The sequence below is a fragment of the Mesorhizobium escarrei genome, assembly GCF_935825525.1.
Taxonomy (GTDB): domain Bacteria; phylum Pseudomonadota; class Alphaproteobacteria; order Rhizobiales; family Rhizobiaceae; genus Mesorhizobium; species Mesorhizobium escarrei.
Genome location: NZ_CAKXZT010000113.1, coordinates 46,335 through 71,286, shown reverse-complemented (window position 1 = coordinate 71,286; position 24,952 = coordinate 46,335). Strand labels below are relative to the sequence as shown.

23 protein-coding genes and 2 pseudogenes are annotated in these 24,952 nt (G+C 61.1%); 12 read left to right on the top strand and 13 right to left on the bottom strand.

Annotated elements, in window-relative coordinates; all coding sequences use genetic code 11:
• Positions 1-15 precede the first annotated feature (15 nt).
• Positions 16-1,854, bottom strand: a complete 1,839-nt coding sequence (locus NMG80_RS07945; protein WP_254017610.1) for a PAS domain-containing sensor histidine kinase — start codon at positions 1,852-1,854, stop codon at positions 16-18.
• Positions 1,855-1,971: 117 nt separating this feature from the next.
• The gene (locus NMG80_RS07940) at positions 1,972-2,610 is read right to left on the bottom strand and encodes a response regulator transcription factor (protein ID WP_254017609.1); all 639 of its coding nucleotides are present in this window, start codon (positions 2,608-2,610) and stop codon (positions 1,972-1,974) included.
• A 505-nt stretch (positions 2,611-3,115) separates the two neighbouring features.
• On the opposite strand from NMG80_RS07940, the gene NMG80_RS07935 reads away from it, so the two are divergent.
• From NMG80_RS07935 to NMG80_RS07925, 3 genes and pseudogenes are all read left to right on the top strand, one after another.
• Positions 3,116-3,472, top strand: coding sequence for a hypothetical protein (locus NMG80_RS07935; protein WP_254017608.1), 357 nt, complete (start codon positions 3,116-3,118; stop codon positions 3,470-3,472).
• Positions 3,473-3,999: 527 nt separating this feature from the next.
• Positions 4,000-5,148 (top strand): annotated as a pseudogene (locus NMG80_RS07930) (patatin-like phospholipase family protein).
• Positions 5,149-5,384: 236 nt separating this feature from the next.
• Positions 5,385-5,747: an SPW repeat protein gene (locus NMG80_RS07925; RefSeq protein ID WP_254017607.1), complete on the top strand. Its 363-nt coding sequence runs from the start codon at positions 5,385-5,387 to the stop codon at positions 5,745-5,747.
• Positions 5,748-6,088: 341 nt separating this feature from the next.
• Here NMG80_RS07925 and NMG80_RS07920 read toward each other — a convergent pair whose 3' ends face one another.
• Entirely contained in the window at positions 6,089-6,715 is a 627-nt protein-coding gene (locus tag NMG80_RS07920; protein ID WP_254017606.1) for a TetR/AcrR family transcriptional regulator, read from the bottom strand.
• An 81-nt stretch (positions 6,716-6,796) separates the two neighbouring features.
• Between NMG80_RS07920 and NMG80_RS07915 the strand changes: the two genes are divergently transcribed.
• From NMG80_RS07915 to NMG80_RS07890, 6 genes are all read left to right on the top strand, one after another.
• Entirely contained in the window at positions 6,797-7,828 is a 1,032-nt protein-coding gene (locus NMG80_RS07915) for an HlyD family secretion protein (RefSeq protein ID WP_254017605.1), read from the top strand.
• On the top strand, positions 7,825-9,552 hold the full coding sequence (locus NMG80_RS07910; protein ID WP_254017604.1) for a DHA2 family efflux MFS transporter permease subunit: 1,728 nt from the start codon (positions 7,825-7,827) through the stop codon (positions 9,550-9,552). Before NMG80_RS07915 ends, NMG80_RS07910 begins: the two co-directional genes overlap by 4 nt.
• Positions 9,553-9,956: 404 nt before the next feature.
• Positions 9,957-13,163 (top strand): MASE1 domain-containing protein, encoded by a 3,207-nt coding sequence (locus tag NMG80_RS07905; RefSeq protein WP_254017603.1) that lies wholly within the window; start codon positions 9,957-9,959, stop codon positions 13,161-13,163.
• Positions 13,160-13,807, top strand: coding sequence for a response regulator transcription factor (locus NMG80_RS07900; protein ID WP_254017602.1), 648 nt, complete (start codon positions 13,160-13,162; stop codon positions 13,805-13,807). The genes NMG80_RS07905 and NMG80_RS07900 overlap by 4 nt, the downstream gene beginning before the upstream one ends.
• Complete coding sequence (locus tag NMG80_RS07895) at positions 13,804-14,181, top strand: response regulator transcription factor (RefSeq protein ID WP_254017601.1); 378 nt, start codon at positions 13,804-13,806, stop codon at positions 14,179-14,181. Before NMG80_RS07900 ends, NMG80_RS07895 begins: the two co-directional genes overlap by 4 nt.
• 1 nt (position 14,182) lies before the next feature.
• Positions 14,183-14,887, top strand: a complete 705-nt coding sequence (locus NMG80_RS07890) for a response regulator transcription factor (protein WP_254017600.1) — start codon at positions 14,183-14,185, stop codon at positions 14,885-14,887.
• Positions 14,888-15,149: 262 nt separating this feature from the next.
• Here NMG80_RS07890 and NMG80_RS07885 read toward each other — a convergent pair whose 3' ends face one another.
• The 8 genes and pseudogenes from NMG80_RS07885 to NMG80_RS07850 form a co-directional block, all read right to left on the bottom strand.
• Positions 15,150-15,797 (bottom strand): HD domain-containing protein, encoded by a 648-nt coding sequence (locus NMG80_RS07885; RefSeq protein ID WP_254017599.1) that lies wholly within the window; start codon positions 15,795-15,797, stop codon positions 15,150-15,152.
• Between the two features lie 13 nt (positions 15,798-15,810).
• A complete protein-coding gene (locus NMG80_RS07880; protein ID WP_301943128.1) occupies positions 15,811-16,458 on the bottom strand; it encodes a glutathione S-transferase C-terminal domain-containing protein in 648 nt (215 codons plus the stop codon).
• A gap of 59 nt (positions 16,459-16,517) precedes the next feature.
• A complete protein-coding gene (locus NMG80_RS07875; RefSeq protein ID WP_254017597.1) occupies positions 16,518-16,955 on the bottom strand; it encodes a CBS domain-containing protein in 438 nt (145 codons plus the stop codon).
• Between the two features lie 99 nt (positions 16,956-17,054).
• The gene (locus NMG80_RS07870) at positions 17,055-17,480 is read right to left on the bottom strand and encodes a cupin domain-containing protein (protein ID WP_254017596.1); all 426 of its coding nucleotides are present in this window, start codon (positions 17,478-17,480) and stop codon (positions 17,055-17,057) included.
• A gap of 98 nt (positions 17,481-17,578) precedes the next feature.
• On the bottom strand, positions 17,579-18,547 hold the full coding sequence (locus NMG80_RS07865) for an alpha/beta fold hydrolase (RefSeq protein ID WP_254017595.1): 969 nt from the start codon (positions 18,545-18,547) through the stop codon (positions 17,579-17,581).
• Positions 18,548-18,613: 66 nt separating this feature from the next.
• Positions 18,614-19,372 carry an SDR family oxidoreductase gene (locus NMG80_RS07860; RefSeq protein ID WP_254017594.1) on the bottom strand — a complete coding sequence of 253 codons (759 nt, stop codon included), beginning with the start codon at positions 19,370-19,372 and terminating at the stop codon, positions 18,614-18,616.
• A 243-nt stretch (positions 19,373-19,615) separates the two neighbouring features.
• Positions 19,616-19,735, bottom strand: a pseudogene (locus NMG80_RS07855) (NmrA family transcriptional regulator); the annotation flags it as partial.
• A gap of 59 nt (positions 19,736-19,794) precedes the next feature.
• Entirely contained in the window at positions 19,795-19,962 is a 168-nt protein-coding gene (locus NMG80_RS07850; RefSeq protein ID WP_254017593.1) for a hypothetical protein, read from the bottom strand.
• A 443-nt stretch (positions 19,963-20,405) separates the two neighbouring features.
• Here NMG80_RS07850 and NMG80_RS07845 point away from each other — a divergent pair, with 443 nt between their 5' ends.
• The 3 genes from NMG80_RS07845 (at position 20,406) to NMG80_RS07835 (ending at position 22,421) form a co-directional block, all read left to right on the top strand.
• Complete coding sequence (locus tag NMG80_RS07845; protein ID WP_254017592.1) at positions 20,406-21,170, top strand: sensor histidine kinase; 765 nt, start codon at positions 20,406-20,408, stop codon at positions 21,168-21,170.
• Positions 21,171-21,534: 364 nt separating this feature from the next.
• Positions 21,535-21,846: a GNAT family N-acetyltransferase gene (locus tag NMG80_RS37775; protein ID WP_436798564.1), complete on the top strand. Its 312-nt coding sequence runs from the start codon at positions 21,535-21,537 to the stop codon at positions 21,844-21,846.
• A gap of 89 nt (positions 21,847-21,935) precedes the next feature.
• Entirely contained in the window at positions 21,936-22,421 is a 486-nt protein-coding gene (locus tag NMG80_RS07835; RefSeq protein ID WP_367185937.1) for a DUF1810 family protein, read from the top strand.
• Here NMG80_RS07835 and NMG80_RS07830 read toward each other — a convergent pair.
• Positions 22,397-23,329: a pirin family protein gene (locus NMG80_RS07830; RefSeq protein WP_254017589.1), complete on the bottom strand. Its 933-nt coding sequence runs from the start codon at positions 23,327-23,329 to the stop codon at positions 22,397-22,399. The genes NMG80_RS07835 and NMG80_RS07830 overlap by 25 nt on opposite strands.
• Positions 23,326-24,894, bottom strand: a complete 1,569-nt coding sequence (locus NMG80_RS07825; RefSeq protein WP_254017588.1) for a mechanosensitive ion channel family protein — start codon at positions 24,892-24,894, stop codon at positions 23,326-23,328. Before NMG80_RS07825 ends, NMG80_RS07830 begins: the two co-directional genes overlap by 4 nt.
• Positions 24,895-24,952 lie beyond the last annotated feature (58 nt).

Sequence of the window (24,952 nt, the reverse complement as noted above, 5' to 3'; positions counted from 1 at the left end):
CGCCCACTCAGGCGCTTACTGTTGCGGCAGTGGGTGTCTTGGTCGAGTCGGCAGCGCGGATGGGAGGCTGAAGGTTATGGATGCCCCCCCTGTCTCGACATTTTCCGCCCAGAGCCGTCCGCTGTGTGCCTCGACAATCGAGCGGCAGATTGCCAGGCCCATTCCCATTCCATCCGGCTTGGTTGTGTAGAACGCCTCGAAAATCCGTTCCGGATTGCTAAACCCGCGGCCGCGATCTCGCACTTCGACCTCGACTGTTCCATCATTCTGATGCCGCGACACGATCCGCAGGCTTCGCACGTTGATGCTGACGTCCTGCATCGCTTCGATGCCGTTGCGGACGAGATTGAGGACGACCTGCTCCATCTGAACCTGATCGGCAGTCGTCGCAGGAAGGCCAGGATCGAGGTTAAGGTCCAGCTTGACGGTGCTCGATGCGAGCCTGTCACCCAGGAGATCACACACTTCGCGGATCACGGCGTTCAGATCGATCGCGTGCGGTTCGCCTTCGGTCTTGCTGAACAGCGCCCGGATGCGGCTGATCACCTGCGCCGCCGCGTCGGCGTTCCTGATGATTTTCTGGGCGACCCGGCTGGCGTGATTAAAGTTTGGCGGATCGGCGTTCAGCCATCGCTGGAACGCGCCGGCGTTTGCCACGACCGCCTGTAGCGGCTGGTTGAGTTCGTGCGCAATGGACACCGACAGTTCGGACAGGCTGGCGGCGCGCAAGGCGCGCGCGAGGCGTTCGTCCGCCAGACGCAGGCATTCCTGCGCGCGGACCTCGTCGTCGATGTCGAAGTTGACGCCGTACCAGCGAAGGATCGTGCCGTCTTCGTCGCGTAGCGGTTCGAAGCGCGAATCAATCCAGCGATATTCGCCATCCTTCCGGCACAGCCGACCTTTGTGCTGGAGTGGCTCTCCACGGGCAAAGGACTTCTTGAACACGGCCTTGACGGCTGCCCGGTCATCGGGATGGAACAACTCCACATGCGAGGCGAATTGCCGCGTGCCTCGCGGTTCCTCCTTGGCCAAGTCGATGCCCGCCCAGTCGACGAACCGTTTGTTGAAATAGTACGGCAACCCCGCCGGCGTCATCAGCCAGATCATGGTAGGAACCGTATCGACCAGCAGGCGCAGCTCACGTTCACGCTCGCGCAATGCTGCTTCGGCTTTCTTCTGGTCGTCGATGTCCTCCATCTGGCCATACCACCCGGTAATCCTTCCGTGCTCGTCGCGCGAAGCAACCGCTGTGTTGCGAAACCATCGATAAGTCCCATCGAACCGGCGCACACGTTGCTCGTCGATCACAGGCTCGCCCGTCTCTAGGCTGTGACGCCAGCGCGCCATGCTCGTCTCGACATCGTCCGGATGGATAAACTGTGTCCAATGATAATCATCGCCATCCATGATCCGGCGCATCTCATCGGCTGTCACACCCACATACTCGAGCGCCGCCGGATTGACGAAGCGAAAGCGGCCATCCGGATGGGCCGACCATCCGAGGCCCGGAATATCGGCAACGCTAAGTTCGGTGCCCTGGTAGACCCGGTCATAGAAGCTCATGGTCCTGAAAATCTTGATCACGAGCCACAGGGCTAACGCCGCAACGACGAACACCACCAACCGGACCGCGCCGCCTGGGGCTCCGGATTCCAGCGAAAACAGGATCACGGATGAAAGCAGGCCGGCCGCGGCAACGGCCACCAAGCCAGCCTCCCAGCCGATGCAGATGCATATGACTGCAACGGCGACCAGCAGAACGTATGGCTCATTGACGAATAGTGCCAGCAAGACGCTCGCAGCGCCGATCGCCAATGCCACGGCGCGGCGTTGTTTCGTTGACGTCAGCTTCATTTGAGACCTCTCGAGACCGCTTCCGCGTCCCACTCCCTGTCGCGGCCGTAATCCAAGTCAGTTACGGAGCCCCTGCGCCCTGATTGTACACCCGTCTTCTCCTGCAACCGGAGGCGCTCAGCGGACGTCGGCTGGAAGCGACTGCCAGACGTTGAAGAGATGTGATATGGACCTTGCGTTCATCTTCTTCATCATGTTGCTCCGATGAAGCTTAACGGTGATCTCGCTGATACCGAGATCTGATGCGATCTGTTTGTTCATCGCACCGGAGACCACCAGCCTCAGCACTTCCCGCTCGCGGGGCGTAAGGGTCTCATAAAGGGCCTCGTTCTTGCGCGATACGGTCGATGCCGCTCTTCGCGCGACGTCGTTGGCGATAGCGGTGGACACCGCGTCAAGGAACGTCTGGTCGCGGACCGGCTTGGTCAGGAAATCCACGGCCCCCGCTTTCATCGCCTGCACGCTCATGGCGATGTCGCCATGACCCGTCAAGAACACGATCGGCGTTAATATGCCTTTGGTCGCAAGGAGATGCTGAAGATCGAGGCCGCTCAGACCTGGCATTCGCACATCGAGAACGAGGCAGCCTGGGCGGTCCGGCAGTTCTGCGTCCAGCACTTCCTGACCCGAGGAAAACGATATGGTGTCGATGCCGACCGAATTCAGCAACTCCTCCAACGCTTCGCGGACCGCTGCGTCATCGTCGATCAGAATTGCTACGGGACTTTCTGCAATACCTGAAGTTGCCACGCCCATTACTCTCGCCTCGGAGATCTGCTGGACACGAATTGGCGTTCACGTGGTTAGTATCAACCCCGCTTCCGTCACACGTCAACCGGGACCTGCGCCTCACGCGACGCCGCCGGAAAACTGGTCGGGCGACCGATAGCCAGCTATGCCCCGCAAATGCGCAATCTCTACGTCAGGTCTTGCGTACCTGTATCGCGGCGGGCAACGCAACACGACAAAGGGTGATCGGACCTAGCGAGTTGAATGGCTGACCTAAACCTCGGTATAGGTGTGCGGACCGTCGGTTCCGGCCCCTATGTCATTCACATTCGGAGCAGGGCATCGCCATCGCGGTGAGCGGCGGCTGCGCCATAAGCCGCTGTACAGTGCCTATCCTGGTTGGTTTCACGAGCGGCGGGTGCAGGTATCCTGTACCTTTGCATCGCATCACAAAGACTCCTGTAGAATAGGTTGGCGTGACGGTCCGGCGCATCCTCCTCTGTACTGGCTACAAGCCTTCATGGAGGAAACAATGCACAATTCGAACGTAATGCCGCCGTACCGCACCTCCCTTGCCGCCGCCATATTCTCCGCACCAATCCTCCTGGCATGTCAGGTCAGTGCGCATGAAGCGCTGCCCACAGCCGCCAAGCCCTTGGGCTGGAGCTATCCGCACTCGTGCTGCTCCGGCATTGACTGCCGCCAGGTCAGCAACAGGGCCATCAGCGAGCGACCTGAGGGCTATGTCATTAACGGGACCTGCGAGGTCGTCGCCTACAGCGACAGTCGGGTGAAGAACTCGCCCGACGGTGTCTATCACTGGTGCTCGGTGGCCGGCGGCAACGACGGCAAGACGATCTGCCTCTTCGTTCCGCCAAAGGGATATTAGGCGGCCGGCCATGGCGATCGAACCAGCCAGGAAAGCCGCATCGGCAGTCCATCTCCTCGCGCTCAGCGCCTGCTTCGCGGTGCAATCCGGCGGGCTGGAATCGTCAGGGACGTCGGGGGTCAGGCGCGCCCTTCAGACGATGGAAACGCGCCCGGAGCCATCACAGGGGGTAGATCCGTGGCGGTTTGCCGACATCACCGCAAGCGGCGACCTACACCTTGGTATTGCCCGCCTTTATCCTTAAACCAATCGACCACAACCACGCCTTCCACATAGGCTGCTCCAGTGGCTCATCACCGACGTCATCTTGTAGAGCGATGAGCACATCATGCGCGTGATGCGTTGGGTATGTCACGCTGCCAGCGTTACGCATGCCGGACGGAGATCGAGGCTCTTGCCGGAAGCACTCGTCGACCGAGGCGTTGGAGACCTGCGGCCATCGGATATGCGAACTGCTCCGCGTTGACGAAGCCGAGCACGTTGGAGATCCGGTTTTGCGCTCTGTGAAAATATCGGTGCTCGTTGGGATGGCGGCACTGGTTGCGAGCTTCGTTTGGTTCCAGGGTTGCGATCCCCGGATCGCCGAGACAGACAGACCTTATGACGCCACGGAAGCCGAGAAGGCTTCGATCGCCGGCTATGGCGAGATTAGGATGTATCGCGACGCTCGGATCGCTGCAGGAGGCGTCCGCGACTGGACGCCGGCAACCGAGCCGGATGGCCTCGATGTCCTCATGATCTCCGGCGGCGGTGTGGGGAGGCGCCTTCAGTGTCGGCGTGCTTTCGGCGTGGAGTGCGGCCGGGACCCGCCCGCAATTCGATGTAGTCACCGGCGTGAGCACTGGCGCCCTGATCGCGCCATTCGCGTTCCTCGGATCGGCTCATGACGACACGCTGGTGCATCTCTTTACGAGCGGCGTCGCCGACGACCTTGTCGCAACCAAATTTCCCGTGGGTTTGATCGGATCGAGCTTGCTGAGAACCACGCCAATGAGGCGGATGGTCGAGGACTTTATCACGCAAGCGGTCCTGCAGCAGGTTGCAGCCCAACATCGCAAGGGCCGTCGCCTTCTAGTCCTCACAACCAATCTTGATACCCAACGTGCAGTCGTGTGGAACATGGGCGCCATCGCCAAAACACCAGCCGACCGGACGCGCTGAAGCTGTTCCAGGACGTAATGATAGCGTCGGCAAGCATCCCGGGCGTTTACCCGGCGGTCATGATCGAGGCCGAGTCAGGCGGGCGTTACTTCCAGGAAATGCATTCCGATGGGGGGTCCACGTCGCAGGTCTTAATACTTCCACAGGCAATTCTGGCAAGCACGAACCCTCTCGTGCCTGCGAAACGCCAGAGCGTCGATTTCCATGTGATCGTGAACAACGCACTCATTCCGGAGTTCGCCACCACGCGGAATAGTACGCTGTCTGTGATCGCAAGGGCATACACCATCCTTCTCAAGTCCCAGACACAGAGCGAACTGGCTATCCTCTACAATTACGCCAAATTGACGGGGGCACGTTTCCATCTCGCGACCATTGACGCTCAAGTCCCCTATTCGATGCTCGATCCCTTCAACGCCAGCTATATGCGGGCGATCTATGGGCTCGGCTACGCCCGCTTTCTGGCTGGCAACCTGTGGAAAGACCGCCCTGATTTCGCCGACCGACGGCTGTGAGCAGGAGCATTGCTCGACAGAGAGAAAGGCGAATTTTCCTACGCCCAAGAAGCTGTGACCCCAGGCGCTTCGATATTATCCGCCAGCACCGCGCTCAGCCGCACTAGACCTTAGCATCGCCCGACAGATGCCTGCGTAGACTAGGCTGCTGCGCGGGACCGCCTCATTCTCCTCGCACCCCGCCGCCCCAACATTTATGGCCTGGGTACGGAGCCGGACTGGAAAAGGAGATTAAAATGACAAGTGAAGTACCGAGCAAGGGGTTGGAGTGGACCAACCTCGTTCTGGGCGCAGGTCTGACCTGCGCTGCCTTCGCGCTCACCGAGCTGCCTGCCGCGGCTTGGAATGCGGGGATCGTCGGCCTGCTGATTGTTTGCTGCTCTGCCGTGGCGCTCTACCGCTACGGAGCCTGGGCCGAGTGGTCCAATCTTGCCTTGGGGTGTTGGGCAGTAGCCGCCCCGTTTCTGCTCGGCTTCGGATCGGCGGAGGCGGAAATGTGGACGCACGTCTTGGTTGGGCTTTGCGTGGCGACGATTGCCATCATGCAGCTTTCGAGCGGCCGCAAGGCGCAGATACCTTCCAAGTCCAACGCCAGATGATGTCATTGAAGGCCACACCAGTGGACGGGGCGCGCGAGCTGTTTTTGCGACCGCCCCCTGGGATGCTTCAGCGGGTTGCGAGTGGAAACCCGCGCCGCAAGCCCGAGCCGGCAAGGAAAGAGATTATGGACCCCGTGAGCCCCGAACCAACACTCGAAGAGATGCTGGGCGATCCTATCGTCCAGCTGCTGATGCGGCACGACAACGTCTGCGCCGACGATGTGAGGCGGATCGTTCACGAGGCCCGCGAGGCACTTCGGCGTCGAGGCTTGTTGGTCGAACGCGGCACACCGCCCGACCTCTCGGCAAACAGCTCGGTGCTAACGATGACGATTGCCCTTCTACTTCTGACCGCGCCGAACACCGTCCAGAAAGACTTCCACGGCGGAAGCGACCGCCTCCTGCGCTTCTTTGTCCGACGGCGGTGGCCGGAGGCCGAGAACGACCTGCAGATGAAGGTTGTCGCGGATCATGCCTACAAAGTGCCCGGCCAGGCGCAAGCAATCATCCGCGTGGATTTCCCCTCGTTCCCTGGCGGCTTCGAGGACCTCGGCGAGCCGGACCGTGGTCCGACCCGGCCCTTGTTCGTAGAACGACTTCACGAGATCGGGGAAGCGGTTGGCCTCGGTGACGGCAATTCGGTAGATACCGATCAAGGTGGGCGACATGTAGGCGTCCATGGAATACCGGCCGAACGCCGTCAGCGTCGCCCGCAGGTCGTGGCCTTCTATTTCCTCGATCACCAGGGGCGACAGCACCTTGTCTGCGCTTTCCTTGACGATAGCGGAGAACAGGCCCTCCTTGTTGCCGAACTCATCGTAGATGTTGCGTTTCGATCCGCCGGCGCGCTCGATGATCGCGTCGATGCTTGTCGCGGCGTAGCCCTGTTCAAAAAAGACCTCGGCGGCCGCTTGAAGAAGGGCCTCCCGTCGGCCCTTGCGCCGCGTGGTCTTTACAGCCGCAGCCATTCATTCGCTCCAATGCATCACTTGACTGGTAACGCTTATTACCGTAAACGTCAATGGTAACGTCTATTACCGGAGGCCGTCATGGCGCAACATAGCAGGAAAAAGACGATCGGCTTGCTGCTGTGCCTCTCAGCCGTGGTCGTCCTAGGTGCAGGATGGGCTTGGGCACGTTCAGACGAGACGTCAACCGACAACGCTTACGTCCGCGGGGACGTGACCGGGCTCGCGCCGAAGATTGCGGGCTACGTCACTGCGGTAGAGGTCAGGGACAACCAAGCCGTCCAAGCCGGTGACGTCCTGTTCCAGATCGACGATCGGGACTATCGCGCGTGGCTCGCACAAGCCGTGGCCAATGTCGAAGCCGCCCAGGCGCGCCTCGGTAATGTCGATGCCGAAGTCCTGCTTCAGCGTGCCCTAATCAGGCAGGCCGAAGCCCAGATGCGTGCGGCCGAGGCCGAGCTGAACCTAGCGACAAAGGCGTCCGACCGCCGCCGCGAACTTATCCGCAGCAGCGCAGTGAGCCAGGCCCAGGTTGATGAAAGCGATGCCGCGCGCTCGAGGGCCGAAGCGGCCGTGGAGGCAGCATCAGCAGCACTGGAAGCACAGCGGCAGCGTATCGCTGTTCTCGACGCCCAACGCGAAGCCGCCGTAGCCGCCGTAGCGCAAGCCCGGGCCGCAGAGGAACTCGCTCAAATCGACCTCGACAACACAGTGGTACGTGCCCCGGTCAGCGGCGTCGTCGGCAACCGCCAGGTTCGCATCGGCCGACTTGTGGCGCCGGGCGCCTCCTTGCTCGATATCGTTCCGGTCAACGATCTGTGGGTCGTGGCGAACTTCAAAGAAACGCAGATCGAACATATCCGGGCCGGTCAGCATGTGCGTGTTACCGTCGATGGCTATCCGAATGCGACATTTGAAGGCGTGGTGGACAGCTTTGCACCCGGCAGCGGGTCTGCTTTCAGCTTGCTTCCCGCAGACAATGCGACAGGGAATTTCGTGCGCGTCGTCCAGCGCGTTCCGGTGAAGATCCGGCTTGTCGGCAATCCACTGCCTGGCCGCCTCGTCCCGGGCCTGTCCGCGCGTGTCGATATCGATGACGGGAGCGGCTCGTGACCGCGGCGCTTGTCGCCACGCCGTGCCTCGATCGACCCGCGACAGGAACGCTTCTCGTCGCGGGCATAGTGCTCGCCACCCTGACGGAGGCGATCGCCAGCACGGCCCTGTCGCTCGGGCGCGGCGACATCATCGGCGACACCTATGCAACACCCGATGAGTTCGCCTGGCTGGATGTTGGATATACCGCCCCGAAGCTGATCGGGTTCATGGCCGCGGCCTGGCTGATGAACCGTATGAACCCACGGAGCCTGATCGTCGGCTCGGCCCTGGTCATGGGCGCAGCCTGCGCCATTGCCGCGATCACGGCTCGATTGGACCTGTTGGTCCTGCTCCGCGTGATGCAAGGCTTCTCTGGAGGCATCCTGCTCGTGGCGGGGCAGGCGATCATTTTTCTTGCCTATCCGCGACGCCACCAACCGATCCTCCAGGCCCTGTTCGCAATGGGTGCAGTCGTTGCCCCCGCGACGATTGCCCCCGCCCTTCAGGGCTGGTTGCTCGACAGCCAGTCGTGGACGTGGATCTTCTTCAGTGCCGTCCCGGTGGCGCTAGCGGCCGCCGGTCTCCTGCTGCTCGCGGACTGCCCAGCGCCCGTCAAAGTCGCACGCCGACCGTTCGACTGGCTCGGCTTCTCGCTCGTGTCTGCCACACTCTACTGCTTCACCTATGTGTTCAGCCAAGGCAGCCGATGGGACTGGTTCGAGGAATCCCGCATCCTGTGGCTGACAGTGATCGGCACGGCCGCGCTGCTGGCGTTTATCGGCCAACAGGCGATGGCCAAAGGCCAGGGCCTGCTGGATTTCACCTTGTTCCGGTCGGAGGATTTCTCCTTCGCGTTCATCGTCAGTTTCGTCGCCGGCGCCGCCTTGTTCGGGAGCGCGTTCCTGATTCCGTCGTTCGCCGTGTCCGTCCTTGCATTGACGCCAACCGACGCCGGCCTGCTCCTATTGCCGAGCGGCGCGCTTTTCATCGGCGCGCTTCTCATCGCTGCTTTCCTCATGCAGGTCCGCCGTGTTCCTCCGATCGCCACGGTGCCGTTTGGAATCCTGATGATCATGGTCGCGATGTGGATGCTGTCCGGCTCGACGATCGAGAGCGGCGCGGACGACATGATGCCGGCCATCCTGTTGCGTGGCCTGGGCCTCGGCTTCCTGTTCCTGTCTATCACCCTCATCGCCTTCAGCAAGCTCAACGACCAAAACCTCGCATCCGGCATAGGCCTCTTCAACACGGGTCGCCAGTTTGGCGGCCTCATGGGTGTCGCCTGGCTGCAGACGTTGATCGAGAATAACGTCGCCGCGAATGTCGCGGTGCTTGGCGCCAACGTCACGGCTGGCATTCCCGCGGTCAGCGAGCGTCTGGCGACGACGACAACTATGCTCGCGGGAAAAGGAATGGATCCCGTGGCAGCCGGCCTGGCAGCGACGAGCCTGCTGGGCAGAGCGGTCGCCGGTCAGTCCACTGTGATCGCCTTCGACACAGCGTTCAACGCAGTCGCGCTGCTGTTTGTGATCGCCGCGCCCGTGCTGGTCGCGATCAAGATCGGCCTCTCCCGATACATGAGAAAGCGCACGGAACAGTCGTCCCTGGAGCTGACCGCGGTCCCGATGCTGATCGCGCCGACGCCCGATATGACCCCAAGCTGGCCGTCTCCAAACTTGGCCTCGAACGTCCCCGTCGACGGGAATCCGAGGCAAGTGGAAGAGGCGCGGTTGCCAGCCTGACAGACCTTCTGGAAATATTCTCCGGTGGCGGCAGGGCTCGAGGACAATGAGCCGGCATCGGAACGGAGCCTGGTCCGCGCGAAGGAAAGAACAGGGGCGACCAGGCAGGCATGGTCCGGCCACGTCCTGGGTGAGGTCTCGGATCAATCCTGAGATGCGTATGGGACCGGCCACCCATCTGCCGCGTCAGTGGCTTCGTTCAATCCATTTTATGAGTTCATGACCCAGGCAGCACCATCCCGACGGCTAAGAAATACGCGTCGGCTCATGGATTTCCATGAGGTGCGGCCGCAGGATGGCGGGACTAGAGTGCAGGTATGAATTTGCCGACCCAGACATCGAGGAGAAGTGCTACATCAAGCGCTGACAGTTCCCAGCCTTTCTTTGCCCGGCAGGAGAAGTCGATGATGTCAGTCTGGTCGCGCCGCCCCCACTTCCTGCACCTGGGGCTCTTCATTGCAGCATATGTATTGGGCTGCGGATTCGCTCAGGCGCTCGCAATCGTGCCTGGAACAGGTATTTCCATTTGGCCTCCCAGCGGGCTTTTCATGGCTACGCTTATCCTCGCCTCCAGGCACAGCTGGCCGTGGTGGGTGTTGGGGGGCTGCCTGGCTGAACTGTTCAGCAACGCCTTGTGGTTCCATAATCCACTGTCCGTTGCCTTGCTGATCTATACCGGCAACGTTCTTGAAGCGGTGGCCGGCGCATGGCTCGTGACCTGGGCCTGCAGACGGCCGTTTCGGCTGGAAACCTTGCAGGAAGTTCTTACACTGGTCGTATTGGGCGCGGGAATTGCGCCAGTCGCAAGCGCGACGGTGGGTAGCGCGACGCTTGCGTGGTTTGGCATGCAAACCTTCGCGGCCGCTTGGCCTCTATTTTGGCTCGGAGACGCCACCGGGGTCTTGATTGTGGCGCCACTGGCGCTGGCCGTGTTGCAAAACTGTGGCGGCAGGACCCAGCTCTCGGCCGCGCGTTGGATGGAAGCCTGCGTCCTGGGGCTGATCTTTCTCGGTGTCGCCGCCCTTTCCTTGAGCGGTCACCTGCCCTCAGCCTACATCGTCATGCCGCCGCTTCTTTGGGCCGCGGTGCGCTTCGAGTTCAAAGGCGCCGCCGTCGCCTTGACCCTTCTCGCCCTGATCACGGTGGTATTTACGATATCCGGCACAAGCCAATTCGTCGGCGATCCCGAGTTCCAGAAGCAGATGCAGTTTGCGCTGCAGCTTTTTCTGGCCATCTCGGCATTTTCCGTGCTCACCGTGGCCGCCGTTTCCCGGCAGCACCAGCAGGCGCTGCTCACGCTGCGCGACAGCGAGCGGGAGCTCTCGCAGCTTGTCGACATGGTTCCGAGCCACGTCTGGCGTCTGAGGCCCGACGGCGAGCCCATCTTCTTCAACAAGCGCATGACCGATTTCATAGGCCTGGACGTAGCGGATTTGGACAAACCCGGCATGAGTCGGCTGGAGGCGGTCATAGAAACTGTCCATCCGGACGACGCAGCAGGGTTCGGCGACGCGCTCCGTCGCAGCCTCGCCATCGGCGAGAGCTTTGCGCTGCGATACCGTCTGCGCCGCGCCGATGGTGTCTATCGCTGGATGTCGAGCCGCGCCGAGCCCTTGCGGGATCAGGACGGGCGCATTGTCCAGTGGTTCGGTCTCTGTCACGACATCGACAATCAGGTGCACGCCGAAGAGGCGCTCCGGCGGAGTGAGCAGCAACTTCAGCAGATGATCGACGCCGTGCCGGTCCGGATTTGGAGCGCCACGCCTACGGGCGGACCGGTCTACTTCAACAAGCGATACCAGGACCATTTCCGCTCCGTTATCGCCAATTTCGAAGCCATCGAAGAGCCACGCATCGAAGAATTGCTGCAGGAGCTGATCCATCCCGAAGACGCTCCCGAGGTGCAGCGCACGCTACAGAATTGTTTCGAAACCGGCGGCGGTTCCTCTATGCGGTTTCGTTGGCGCGAAAAGGATGGTGTCTATCGCTGGGCGGAGTGCAGGGTGGAGCCCTGGCGTGATCAAGCCGGAGCGATTGCGCAATGGTACGGCGTGTCTCTCGACATCGATGAAGAAGTGCGCGCGCAGGAGGCGCTGCGAGAGCGTGAGCGGGAGCTCTCGCAGATCGTGAACATGGTCCCGGTCCACATCAGACGTCTGACGCCCGACGGCGAGCCAACCTTCTTCAACAAGCGCCTGCTTGATTTCTTCGGTCTGTCCGACGTAGCGCAATTGGACAAGCACGGCATGAGCAGGCTGGCGGCAGCCATAAAGACCCTCGTCCATCCCGAAGATGCAACCCGCCTGCTAGAGACGGTCCGGCACTCCCTCGCCACCGGCGAGCCCTACGCCATGAAGTACCGCATGCTCCGTGCGGACGGCGTCTACCGATGGGTCGACGGCCGCGGGGAGCCGCTGCGAGATCAGAGTGGAGCGATCGTGCATTGGTACGCAATTTCCATCGACATAGACGATCAGATGCGCCTTTACCGCGACCTTGAGGAACGAGAAGCGAAGATTCGGCGACTGGTCGATTCAGATATTATCGGGATCGTTATCTGGGACTTGGACGGACGGGTTATCGACGCCAATGACGCATTTCTCCGCATGGTCCAGTACGGGCGTGAGGATGTGGAGGCCGGGCTTCGATGGTTTGATATGACGCCTCCGGAATGGCAAGACGTGCACGCCCGCGAGGAAGCTGAAGAGCTCAAGGCGACGGGCAAGATGCAAGCTCGCGAGAAGGAGTATTTCCGGAAGGATGGCAGCCGGGTGCCCGTACTGATCGGAGCTGCCTGCTTTGAGGGGCAGTCTAGGCAAGGAGTCGCCTACATTCTCGACTTGACCGAACGCAAGCGTGCGGAAGCGGCACAGATGCGCGCCGAAGAGGCGCTGCGACAAGCCGCCGACGAGCTCGCCAAGGCGACACAGGCCACTAGCCTCGCGGAGCTCTCGGCTTCGATCGCCCACGAGGTCAACCAGCCGCTGGCCGCGATCGTCGCCAACTCCCACGCATGCCACCGTTGGCTGTCCGCGGAACCTCCGAACCTCGAGCGCGCGAAGACCACGGCCGAGCGCATTATCCGTGACGCAAACTCCGCCGCCGATGTCGTGAGCCGCATCCGTGCCGTGTTCAAGCAATCCACACAGACCGGAAGCTGCACGGCGCTCAACAGCGCCATGGCCGAAGCGCTGGATCTTACAGCCGAGGAGGCGGCGCGGCGGCGTGTCCGCATCGATACGGGCATCGAAGACGACCTGCCGCTCGTGGCGCTCGATCGTGTCCAGGTTCAGCAGGTGTTGATCAACCTGATGCGCAACGGCATGGATGCGATGGACTCCGTCCAGGGCGACCGAGTTCTTTTGGTGCGGGCGCGCCGCATGGGAGATGTTGTCCAGACGGAAATCAGCGATCGCGGCGCGGGGATCGAATTTCCCGACAAAATATTTGAGCCATTCTTCACGACGAAGGGAACCGGAATGGGTATGGGGCTCGCGATCTGCCGTTCGATCGTCGAATCGCACGGCGGACGCCTGTGGGCGGAGAAGAACGAACCGCAGGGAGCGACGTTCGTCTTCACCTTGCCGGTTGAAGTGAAAGCGGTGCCATGACCATGGATGAACATGTCGTCTTCATCGTTGATGACGATGCGCGCATCCGGGAGGCGTTGAGCGAACTGCTGGCTTCACACAGCATCCGTACCGAAGCCTTCGGATCGGCCGGCGAATACATTAGCGCGGACAAGCCGGACACCCCGGCTTGCCTCATCCTCGACGTCGAGCTGCCCGATATCAACGGCCTCGATCTGCAGAGGCAGATCGCAAAGGGAGATCATCCGCCGATCGTTTTCATAACAGGGCACGGCGACATCCCGTCATCCGTTCGGGCGATCAAGCATGGCGCCGTGGACTTTCTGACCAAGCCCTTCAGCGACGCTGATCTCATGGCGGCAATCCAGGCAGCGCTCGCCGAGGATCGGGAAAAAAGGTCCGCGCGTGCCGACCTGGGCGTGCTGAAGCGACGCTATCTTGAGCTGACGCCGCGCGAACGCGAGGTGCTGCCGCTTGTGGTGAGCGGTCTGCTCAACAAGCAGGCCGCAGCCGAGTTGGGGATCAGCGAAGTCACGCTGGAAATCCATAGAAGGAACGTGATGCAGAAAATGGCGGCGGCATCGCTCGCCGATCTCGTGCGGATCGCTGAGCGATTGGAGATACCGATCACCCACTCACGCCGAGCGGAAGGAAACCGGGCGTGACCAAGGGAAGACCAGTTGTTGCGGTTGTCGACGATGATCCAAGGCTGCTCGAGTCCCTGGCGGATTTACTGGAGTCCGCAGGCTATGCGGCCCGCAGCTTCTCGTCGGCGCGATCGTTGCTCGTCAGCGGGCTGTCCGGTATGGACGTGCTCATCACCGACATCGGGATGCCCGGCATGAACGGCTTCGAACTTTGTGACCTGGTGAAGAAGGTGCGTCCGGACCTGCCGGTGTTCCTGATCACCGGGCGCTACCAGATTGCCGAGGCGGACCGAACCCAGGGCGTCAGCGGATGCTTCCGCAAGCCCTTCGATGCGCAGGTCATGCTGGCAGCCATCGGCGATGTCTTACGCAAATCGAAAAATGGAGGTTAGCATGAGACTTGAGCAGCCGCACTTACGGAGATCGGCGCCGTTGTCATCGCAGCGGAGCAACGAAGCGGAGCAGCCACTCGTCATCATTGTGGATGACGATGCGGCTGTCCGCGAGGGGCTGTCCGAATTGATACTTTCTGCCGGGTTTCAGCCCGTCTGTTTTAGCTCGACGCGCGAATTGCTCAATGCCGACGTACTGGACAGTTCCGGTTGCCTGATCCTCGATGTGCGCATGCCGGGAGCGAGCGGCCTCGACCTGCAGCTTCATCTGGCCCAAACGGGCAACCCCAAGCCGATCATCTTCCTGACCGGGCACGGCGACATTCCAATGACCGTGCAGGCAATGAAGGCCGGAGCGGTGGACTTCCTCACGAAGCCGGTGCGGGACCAGACGCTGCTTGATGCGGTAATCGCCGGTGTTGCCGCGGATGCCGCGCGGCGGGCGGCGTCCGCGGTCGTCAAACGCAACCTCGAACGTCTCGAGACACTGACGCCACGCGAGCGCGAGGTTCTTTGTCAGGTCGCGTGGGGACGTCTAAACAAACAGATCGCCTTCGATCTCGGCATCAGCGAGGTTACGGTGAAGCTGCACCGCGGCAACGTCATGCGCAAGATGGAGGCTGCTTCCATCGGCGAGTTGATCCGGGCATGGGAGACGCTGCCGGCGCCGATGCGCGAGGCCGGCGCGAACAAGACTTTGGCATAAGCCAGGATAGATGCTTCCGTCCGAAAGGATCACCTAGCGCGCAGGGAATTCCTTCTCGTGCTTTACGAGGAGGTTGGCTTGAAGGCAGCGGACTTGTCGGGTCAAGGCCAGGGCTATCGCATGAGGGCAGGACTAAGGCGGACAGGTAAGCCTGCCACCAGTTCATATGCGATAGCCCTGAGTCAAGCTTACAGCAACGTACGAGTTCCCGATGTTGTGTTCCATGCGCGGAACTGTCGGACGATCTGGCTGTTAGCCGTGTTCACCCTTCGAAGGGTGCGTTCGACACAAGGTCGACGGAGGAAGGAACTCGATACCCAGATACATAGCGTTCACCGAAATCCCGGACGAAATTGTCGTAGGTCGTTTCCGGTCTGGCCTCGGCGATGTGACAGAAGCACCGGCTCATCCGCCGCTTCATTTCGAGCCGCGGGAATTCCTCAACGATCCTCGCTATCTCTGCTGCGGGGATAAGCTCGTATTGCAGGCCGATCACATCCAGGCAGATGCCGGCAGTACAGAGCGCCACCTCCGCCTCCTCGTAGAGGCCGATGGATGGTGTGGAGTTGAGGGCGACGCTGTCCCAGATCAGTTGGGCTCGGCGCTCGTCGACCCCGCCTTGCCGGGCGAAGATCCGAGCCAGATCAGCGCCTTCGACTTCGAAGCGGCGCGGACCGTCAAACCGCTCGTTGAGCGTGATGTCGTGCAGCAGCGTCCCTAGGGCGACGACTTCCGCGTCGTGCTCAATGTTGCGAAGCTGTCCGATCCGTGCCGCAAACAACCAGGAGCGGACAACATGATTGAACAGATAAGGCTCGCTTTCCCGGCGGGCATAGTCGAGGGCCTGTTCCACGAGCGGCGTATCGGGAACCGAAATTTCCGCAAGCATCCGACTGCTGGTTCGGTTCATGTCCATAATCTCCTTAGCGAGTTTCGACCGGCGGCTTTGCCTCACGAACCCGAGACGCTTGGTCATTGTCTATCAACGAGATGAGGCCCTCGTGCCGCATTGCCTCCTGTACGGCCGGACGGCTCGCCATACGCTTACGCAACGCAATCAATGGCGCGGGAACGGTGACATCGAAGCGCTCGGCCCACAGCAGCATCACGAAAAGATAGAAGTCGGCCACGCTGGGTTTTGCGCCAAACAGGTAGTCGCCCGCAAGATTGCCCGAAAGGATGTCCAGCAGCCTGGAAATCGTCGCTCTTGCCTGTGCCTTTTGACCGTCGCTGCTCGCATGCCACATCGGCTTGAAGCTGCGGTGCACCTCGGTCGAGATGAAAGCCAGCGCTTCCAGCACGCGGGTACGGCCGAGATTTTCCGGAACGCCGAGCGCCGGATACTCCATAGCCAGCCAATCCAGGACGGCGATGTTCTCGGTGAGGACTTCTCCGCTGTCCAGCACCAGCGCCGGAACGTAGCCCTTGCACGCCACATCGTTGAAATCGGCGCCCGACGCCGTTCGCTTCGTCTTCAGATTGACGCTCTCCCGTTCGAATGGCGCGCCCGCCTCGAGCAAGGCTATGTGATCGGCAAGACTGCACGCGAGCGGACTGTAGTATAGTTTCATGTTCACAATCCTTTCGGGGAGGATTCCTGGAGGAGGCGCGGCACCGCTGCAGGAAACAGCTAGCGGTAGCCGAGGCCGGTGACGTAGTTGAAGAGCATCCTCTCCTGCATTTCTTCCTGCTCGAACAGGACTTTCATGGCGTCCCGGATGTCCAATATGCCGAGAGGCCTGACGCCAACGTCGATCACCGGAATGTTCTGCAGGCGTCGCGCGGCCATGGTCTGCCATACGTCATGAACATCGTCCTGCAGACTGCACGAGACGATGGATCTGCACATCAGGTCGGACACCGGCGGTGTTGAGGACGTTGGCCCGGTGAGATGGCGCACGAGGTCGGATTTGGTGAGCACGCCTTCAGCGCTTCCGCCGGCATTGCACACGACAACGAGGCCGATGCCGGGCCTGGAAAGCGAAAGGGCGGCCGCTTGCACAGTTGCATTGAAGTCGATCACCGCAAGACGCGACGACGTGAAGGCATGCAGTTTCTCGATAAGCATTGCTGCCGTCCTTGGTTGATTAGCCGTGCCGCCGAATTCTTCAAACGCTCCGACGGCGCGGCGCTCCTCCCGTTCAAACAGGCGATGAAATCCCCTAGTTTATTCGTCGTACGGGATAACCAGTTCCGTCTCGTCGGTGTCGACGACGAACACGGCCAGCAGCCGGGCGGATTCGGTTGCGCTGGCATTCTGGCTGACGCTGTGACGATCGCCAGGATACTCGGACCAGCTTTCGCCGGCGCGATAGGTGGTTACCGGGCCATCATTGACCTGGCTCTTGATCGCCCCTTCAAGGACCGTGGCGTAGATGAAGGCGGATTTGGGATGGAGATGCGCGGGCGACGTGCCGCCCGGCTCATATTCGACAAGCACGCCTCTCATGCTCTTGCCGGGTACGTTCGGAAGCGGGTGGTCGTAGACGAGCTTCACGCCCTTGAAGGGCACGCCCGCCGAATCTTCGGCAAGCGCCGCGGTGGCGACGAGGGTCGCGAGAGCGGCGGTGCTGTAGAGTATGGTCCTGATCATTGTCTTAGCTCCGGTTTGCGGTTGAGGATGGGTGACCGCCGGCCGGAGGGGAGGCGGCCGGCGGTCGGGCTCTCGCTTGAGGGGGGTGCAGCGTGAGCCTATGACCTGATGAAGGCGAGCAGGTCGGCGTTGACCTGATCCTGATGCGTGGCGGTGATGCCGTGCGGTGCGCCTGGGTAGTAGATATCCTTGGCGCCTTTGATCAGCTTCGCCGATTTCCGCGCCGAATCCTTGACCGGGACGATCTGATCGTCTTCCCCGTGCAGGACCAGCGTCGGGACATCGAATTTCTTGAGATCCTCTGTGAAGTCCGTCTCGGAAAATGCCTTGACGCTCTCATAGGCGTTCTTCGCTCCAGCCTGCATGCTCCACAGCCAGAACTGGTCCAGCGTGCCTTGCGAGACTTTCGCGCCCGGCCGGTTGGCGCCGTAAAAGGCGACGGCCAGCTCCTTGTAGTATTGCGACCGATCGCCGGCGACGCCGGCACGAATGCCGTCGAATACTTCGATCGGCAAGCCTTCCGGATTGGCCTCGGTCTTGAGCATGATCGGCGGAACGGCAGCAATGAGAACCGCCTTGGCGACCCGCTTGGATCCGTGCCGACCTATGTAACGAGCGACCTCGCCGCCGCCCGTTGAGTGACCCACCAACGTGGCGTCCTTGAGATCGAGCGCCTCGATGACGGCCGCGAGATCCTCGGCATAGCCGTCCATGTCGTTCCCGGAGGATGCCTGGCTCGACCGGCCGTGACCACGGCGGTCGTGTGCGACCACGCGGAAACCGTTCTGCGCGAGGAAGAGCATCTGGCCATCCCAGGCGTCAGAATTCAACGGCCAGCCGTGCGAGAAGGTTATGACCGGACCCGTGCCCCAGTCCTTGTAATAGATTTCTGTGCCATCCTTGGTGGTGATCGTGCTCATGGTCATTGCTCCTTTGGTTGAGCTGGGGGAGGAAGGGGTTTGCGCCTGCGCAGCTATGGGCAGACCGGCTGCAACAGTGGCGGCTAGTCCGCCTAGCAAGACATCACGCCGCGATGGTCCTGCGGGAGAAAGGAAGTCGTCTATCATCGTGTCGATCCTTTGAGTGAGGCGGTCGCGGCATCGGGGCGACGCCCGAGCCGCGGGGGATGCGGATCAGTGTCGCTGCGGCGAAGCGTGGCTGAACCAGTCTTCGAAGCGTATTGCGCCGATTCGCGGGTGATTGCCCGGCACGAGAGATCTGTCGTCGAGCTCCGTGCCGAAGTAGAGCGCATGCGGATCGCCGAGAACTTTTCGCGGATCGTTGGCTTCCATTAGAAAACGTGCGACGAGCTCGTTCATGCGGACAGGCTCGGGCCCAGCAATCTCCGTCACGCTGTTGATCGGCGGAGAAAGGGCCACGTCGGCCATGAAGTCTGCGACGTCATCCGATGCGATGGGCTGGAAATAGGCCGACGATACCGTGACGGTGTCTCCGACCGTCCCGGATTGCGCGATGCCACCAAGGAACTCGAAGAACTGGGTGGAGTGGACAATCGTGTAGGGGATTCCGGATTCTCTGATCAGTCGCTCCTGCACCATTTTGGCGCGGAGATAGGCGCTCTTTGGCAAGCGCTCGGCGCCAACGACCGACAGCGCGATGTGGTGCTTCACTCCCGCAGCCTTCCCGACGGCGAGAAGGTTGCGGCCCGAGGTCTCGAAAAACTCCAGGACGGCACTTTCCTCAAAAGAGGGCGAGTTCGCCAGGTCGATGACGACCTGCGCTCCCGCAAGCGCCTCCGTCAGGCCTTGGCCTGTGATGGTATTGACGCCCGTGTTAGGCGAGGCCGCGATGACGTCATGACCTTTTACGCTCAGCCTCTCGACCGTCTTCGAGCCGATGAGGCCGGTGCCCCCGATAACCACGATCTTCATGTCACTCTCCTATTCTGATCTTGAGAAATGATTTGCTTGGGATGCTGCCGACGCCTCGGTCGCGCGCTGGACGGTCGAGGCGCGGGTCATGCCTCATCAAAATGCCGTCTTCTCGGCCTCCCCTCCGCTGGGCCATGAACTCACGACCCCGATGCGAGGTTGGAAGCGGCCGAGCCATAGCTTCTCGAGGAACTCCCTGAACGGCCGACCAGCGTAGCCCGGGTCGCGGGGCGCCGCGGTTATGGTTATTGTGCTGACACGAGGTCTAGGGGACGCAGCCACGACTTCGTGACCCTGGCTGCGCAGCCTCTCGACGGTCGCTGACCGGATGTACCGGGTGCCACCAATGACCACGATTTTCATGTTAATGTCTCCTGAGCTTGCACTTGCCGAACGCAGCCGGCGCAAGGCGGCCGGTTTCGTCACGGTGCCGATGCGGCTTCCTCGATGAGCGAGGCGACCCCGCCGGGATGCGAGACCATCAGCGCGTGCGATCCGCCCTCGACGACGATAGACGCGGCCTGCGCCGTCGCGCTGTCCGACACGCAACATGCATAAACAAGGGCCAGAACTCTGATGATCGTGTGCACGCGTCTTCTCCTGTGCGGCGGTCGTCCGATGCCGAGGAGAATGCGCCCACTTGGCGCGCGAAAATATTCGACGGACGGCGCGGTCACGTGATCCGAAAGTCTAGGACTGCTGCACCCGGGGATTGGCAGGCGTAGCCAGTAGTCGGCGGAGGACGAGGTTCACGGCATCGATCGACCGCACCGCTGGAATAAGGAGGCGTCGACATTCCGCGGGCAGCGCACCGGGGCTGGCAGGTTTGGTCGCGCCCCTGACTGACGCCCCCTGGTATCTGGCTCCATCGCTCGTCATGGGCGCTATGACGAGCAATCCAGCGAAAACTGCAGCGGGACATATACCGCGGTATGGCCTGTCCTCATCCTCGATCCAATCGACCCGCGAATGCTCCTCAATATAGCGTCCCCGTACGACCAAGCCGCCAAGTGTCGACCGAACAGAAGGGGGCATGAAAATGTCAGGCGCGGAAACAAGATCAGGAACGGCCGGCAACTATGTCTTTGCCCGGACTAGCGATGTTTCCCTGCCCGACGCGCCTGTAGAGCAGTCCACCGCCGGCATTGTTCATGATCTGGGCAATCTTATTCAGGTCGCGTTATCCGCGCTAAATCGGATTGCTCGCGACCCGAGTGTCTCGACGGCCCCAACTCTCGATCCCGTGATTGCCAGCGCCAAGGCTGCCCTGCAGCGAGCCGGCGTGCTCGTCCAGCAGACGGTAGGCGGTGCCGCAGAGAACTATTACACGCTTGAACAGACAAGCGTGAGCGCCTGCCTAGCCGCGGTCGAAAACCTCATCCGAAGCGCATGGGACACCAACGTCCGTCTCGAGGTTCGCGTTGGGCGCGATCTACCCGCTGCGAAATGTGATCCCCTGGGTTTGCAAAACGCGGTCTTGAATCTCGTATTCAACGCGCGCGACGCAATGCCGGACGGCGGGTTGATCGCAATAAACGCCGCTGCGGTCGTTCATGGTCCGGCCACCGTCGTCGAGCTGCGGATTGAGGACAGCGGCATCGGAATGACGCGGGAGACCATGCTCCGGGCCTTCGATCCCTTTTTCACCACCAAGGGCGCAGGCCTGGGCGGCGTCGGCTTGCCGATGGTGAAACGCTTCGCGGAGGAAACTGGCGGAAGTGTAGACATTGAGAGCACCCTTGGGTCGGGCACGACAGTGATATTGCGGCTGCCCGCAATGCAGGCTTGGCATGACTAACTGCAAACCGATAGGAGAGTTCGATGACCAGCATCCTCGTATTATGGGTATGTCTCTCGTCGGGGCAGCAATGCCAGCCGATGATAGGAGAACAGATGCAGTTTACGGAGTGCCTCATGACGGGGCAAACCAAGGCTGCCGACTTCATCAACAAGAACCCCGGATATCAACTTAAGAGGTATTCTTGTGTCGAGCCTCGTCGGGTTCAAGCGATTCTCGGAAGGACTATGGCATGACCGTCTTCCGGGCGCTGGCCGACCTGATCCGCCGGCGCTCACAGCGCCCCAGACATTCTCACCAAGCGACAATGACGCCTGCAACCGCCCGTCTGAGACATATCCGGCACACAGTCGAGGACATTTAAATGAAGGTCACGGAAAATACGCAACAACATCGGTTCGAGCTGCCGATTGCAGATGAAGCGCTCGCTGCGGCCTACTACAGGCTCGAGAACGGGCGGGTTGTCCTGATCCATACGGAGATTCCGTTGGAATTCTCCGGACAGGGATCGCGTCGCAGTTGGCGCACGGCACTTTCGAGCTGCTGCGCAAAACCGGCCGCAAAGCAATCCCGAAATGCCCGTTCATGGACCGGTTCCTCGTCAAGAACCCGCAATATTCAGACGTTCTTGCTGGATGATTGGACGCAATTTGCTGCTTCGGGGAAGATCGGGTGAGCCGTCATGGATGACGAATACAACCTGCAGAGATTCGTCCACGCGCAGGATCCGGTTACGAAGATGCCATTCGCATCCTGCGTCGTGGAATGATGTGTACTCCCTGCATGGAGTTCATGTTCCCCCGGGCTGGCCTCTCGCAGAAGCGACTGTACGCTCGAGCCTTACGCGATCAGATCGCTCGACGAGGCCAATGCCTATGTCTCCTCGCCGCTGCTGTAGGACGCAATCGCGAAAGCGTCCGCACGCTACAGCGGCTGATCGACGTCAGCGTCCGCACCGTCTTTGGCGATGTCGATGCACGCAAACTGCAGGCGTCGCTGACGCTGTTCTCCGAAGCCAGCTATGACGAGTTCCTGTTCGAAACCATGTTCGACGTCTGGTTCAACGGTTTGCTCGACGAGGACACCATGACGCGAATCCGCTTTATCGCCGGTTGCCTCGCACCCTCGAAGAGGCAGAAAGCTTCGCGCCCATCAGCTTTCTCGACGGTCTGGCCAAGCTGGACATTCCGCCGTGCCGCGTGCGGTCGCATGCCGGCCAAGGGAGATCAGGGTAAGCCATTTGCGTTCTGATCCAGATCCTTCGGCAGAGGGGCGAATTCTTCCTCCCCAGGCACTTCCGGGAACCGGCGTTCACGCCAATCGGTCTTGGCCTGCTCGATCCGTTCAGCGGAGGAGGAGACGAAGTTCCAGTAGACGTGCCTGGGTTCGGGAAAGGGCTCTCCTCCCATCAGCATCAGTCGTGATGAATGAAAGGCCGGCGCCTTGAGCACGATCTCGGCGCCGGGTTCCAGCAGAATCAGTTCGGCCGCGCGGAACGAGCCCGGCCGGCCGACGATCTCAACTTCGCCGGCGACGACATAGACCGCCCGCTCGTGATGTTCGGGCCTGACCTGGTATCGCGCGCCGCTGGTGAGGACGATTTCGGCGAACACCATGTCGGAGAAAGTTCTTACCGGCGAGACAAAACCGTCCGAGGCTCCGGCGATCAAGGTGAACTCAACTCCTCTTGCACACGTCCTCGGTATCTCCGGCTCACTGTAGTGGGCAAAATCGGCAGCGACTTCCTCATGCCTGCAAGGAAGGGCAACCCAGGCCTGAATGCCGAAAAAATTGCTCCCGGACGCCCGAGCCTCCGGCGGCGTCCGTTCGGAATGGACGATCCCCGAACCCGCCGTCATCCAGCTGACTTCACCGGGGCGGAGAGCCTGCACCTTCCCGAGACTGTCCCGGTGAACGATCTCCCCATCGATCAGGTAGGTTACGGCCGCGAGGCCGATATGGGGATGCGGCCCCACGTCGAAACCCTGACCGGTATTAAACACCGCAGGACCCATTTGGTCGAAGAGAACAAAGGGCCCGACCATTCGCCCATACTTGGAGGGCAATACGCGCCGCACCTTGAAACCGCTCACCAGCTCACTGGACACCGGCAAAACGACTGTGTCGATGTCTATGACGCCGCCTTGTCGGATGGTCATGGCTTTCTTCCTTCTTGTGCGCCCTGTCTGTCGGCGCTCAAAACGCGCCGGAACGGTACGGCGTGAAAAACCTTGTGCATGGCTTTGAGCAGCGCAAATTTCGAACGCGTATGTTGTTGTCCGGTTGTCCCGCTTTCGTCGAAGGTCGACATCCTGGCTGACAGGATCGCCGCAAGATCTTCGGCCATTTCGGGCCGGTCAAGCAGCAGGGGAGCAAAGCTTTGCTGGTCAATTTCGTAGACCACGACGTGGCTCATGGCCCGCAATGTCGAGGTCTCGCCGATGCCCGCTAGCAGACCTGACTCTCCGAAAAAGTCGCCGGGAGCGAGGTGGCCGATCTCCTGCGGATGGGCGTCATCGTCGCCGCGTTCCCGGACTATGACGCCCGCCCGAACGACCATAAGGGACGGCAGCATCTCTCCCTGTCGTGCTATAATGTCGCCCTTGCGATAGGTGCGCACCGTGGCCGTCGCGGCGAGGGCCTCTTTTTCGTTGTCCGTCAAGGCCGAGAATATCGGTATGGCGTTTATAAGCTTAATCGGCGTGACTCGCGGGAGATTTTCCGTCTCTTCGCTCGGCAGGCTGCTCATGAAAATCGAAGAGGAGGGTGGCATCGCCAGCGGCAAGCCGGCGGACTTGGAATGACGATAGACGAGATCGAAGATTTCGTTCCTCGCTGGAATTCGCTGGCCAACATTTGCGACGCGAAAAAACAAGGCGACCTCGATCGCTGTCGCATCCAGACCTTTGATAGCGACCACCGGTGGCGGCTCTTTCAGTATTAGGTTGCTGCTTTGCAAAACCGCGTTCATGACGTCCGCGACGACGGCGGGCATTTTGGTCGGAGCCAATCTTATCGTGACGGACAGCCCATGGCTCTCTTCAGGGCTGCTGACATTGGTCAGCCCAAGCTTCGCGAGAAAGCTGTTCGGCAGCGCCACGACGTTGTGGGCCAAAGTGAGCAGGTGGGTAGATCGCCAGTTGGTCTCCACGACACGGCCTTCGGTGCCGTCGCTGAGAACGATCCAGTCGCCAAGCACATATGGTCGGCCGAGATTGAGCGCGATGCCGGAAAAGACGTCGCTCAACGTATTCTGGAGCGCCAGCCCGAGTATGATCGCAAAGACGCCCGAGGTGGCAATCAGCGTTCCGACCGGTGCGCCGAAAACGAAAGCGAAGATCGACAGCAGCATTCCAACGTAGACGATGCCGACGACGAGGTCCTGCAGGAGGCGCGCCTCCCGCGGCTTTCGCTCGAACACGAGATAGATGCGAACAAATCCGATCAGAGCCCAGGCGAGGTGAATCCACCAGAGTACCTTGGCGGTCCCGACGAGGATTGCTTCCGCGGTTATGTCATTGCCTCCTGTCGGCTGGTAGGGAACCACAGCTCCGTCAAGAAGCAGGACCGACATGGTGAGGAAGAAGGCGATCTGGACGATCAGCCTGGTGGTGGAGAGCCGCTGCGGAATGACGTGCCATACAACTATGCCGGCGAGACCGACCAGCACCATGTAGAGATGGGGGGCGTTCCACCAGCTCATGACCGGATTCGGATCCAACATAATCCTCACAATCCTCGCCTCTGAGCGAGAGCAGGGCATCGGGGCAAGCGATCCTTCG

Coding starts and splice junctions, on each gene's coding strand:
- NMG80_RS07945 (WP_254017610.1), bottom strand. CDS start 1,854: ATGAAGCTGACGTCAACGAAACAACGCCGCGCCGTGGCATTGGCGATC.
- NMG80_RS07940 (WP_254017609.1), bottom strand. CDS start 2,610: ATGGGCGTGGCAACTTCAGGTATTGCAGAAAGTCCCGTAGCAATTCTG.
- NMG80_RS07935 (WP_254017608.1), top strand. CDS start 3,116: ATGCACAATTCGAACGTAATGCCGCCGTACCGCACCTCCCTTGCCGCC.
- NMG80_RS07925 (WP_254017607.1), top strand. CDS start 5,385: ATGACAAGTGAAGTACCGAGCAAGGGGTTGGAGTGGACCAACCTCGTT.
- NMG80_RS07920 (WP_254017606.1), bottom strand. CDS start 6,715: ATGGCTGCGGCTGTAAAGACCACGCGGCGCAAGGGCCGACGGGAGGCC.
- NMG80_RS07915 (WP_254017605.1), top strand. CDS start 6,797: ATGGCGCAACATAGCAGGAAAAAGACGATCGGCTTGCTGCTGTGCCTC.
- NMG80_RS07905 (WP_254017603.1), top strand. CDS start 9,957: ATGATGTCAGTCTGGTCGCGCCGCCCCCACTTCCTGCACCTGGGGCTC.
- NMG80_RS07900 (WP_254017602.1), top strand. CDS start 13,160: ATGACCATGGATGAACATGTCGTCTTCATCGTTGATGACGATGCGCGC.
- NMG80_RS07890 (WP_254017600.1), top strand. CDS start 14,183: ATGAGACTTGAGCAGCCGCACTTACGGAGATCGGCGCCGTTGTCATCG.
- NMG80_RS07885 (WP_254017599.1), bottom strand. CDS start 15,797: ATGAACCGAACCAGCAGTCGGATGCTTGCGGAAATTTCGGTTCCCGAT.
- NMG80_RS07880 (WP_301943128.1), bottom strand. CDS start 16,458: ATGAAACTATACTACAGTCCGCTCGCGTGCAGTCTTGCCGATCACATA.
- NMG80_RS07875 (WP_254017597.1), bottom strand. CDS start 16,955: ATGCTTATCGAGAAACTGCATGCCTTCACGTCGTCGCGTCTTGCGGTG.
- NMG80_RS07870 (WP_254017596.1), bottom strand. CDS start 17,480: ATGATCAGGACCATACTCTACAGCACCGCCGCTCTCGCGACCCTCGTC.
- NMG80_RS07865 (WP_254017595.1), bottom strand. CDS start 18,547: ATGATAGACGACTTCCTTTCTCCCGCAGGACCATCGCGGCGTGATGTC.
- NMG80_RS07860 (WP_254017594.1), bottom strand. CDS start 19,372: ATGAAGATCGTGGTTATCGGGGGCACCGGCCTCATCGGCTCGAAGACG.
- NMG80_RS07845 (WP_254017592.1), top strand. CDS start 20,406: ATGAAAATGTCAGGCGCGGAAACAAGATCAGGAACGGCCGGCAACTAT.
- NMG80_RS37775 (WP_436798564.1), top strand. CDS start 21,535: ATGAAGGTCACGGAAAATACGCAACAACATCGGTTCGAGCTGCCGATT.
- NMG80_RS07835 (WP_367185937.1), top strand. CDS start 21,936: ATGATGTGTACTCCCTGCATGGAGTTCATGTTCCCCCGGGCTGGCCTC.
- NMG80_RS07830 (WP_254017589.1), bottom strand. CDS start 23,329: ATGACCATCCGACAAGGCGGCGTCATAGACATCGACACAGTCGTTTTG.
- NMG80_RS07825 (WP_254017588.1), bottom strand. CDS start 24,894: ATGTTGGATCCGAATCCGGTCATGAGCTGGTGGAACGCCCCCCATCTC.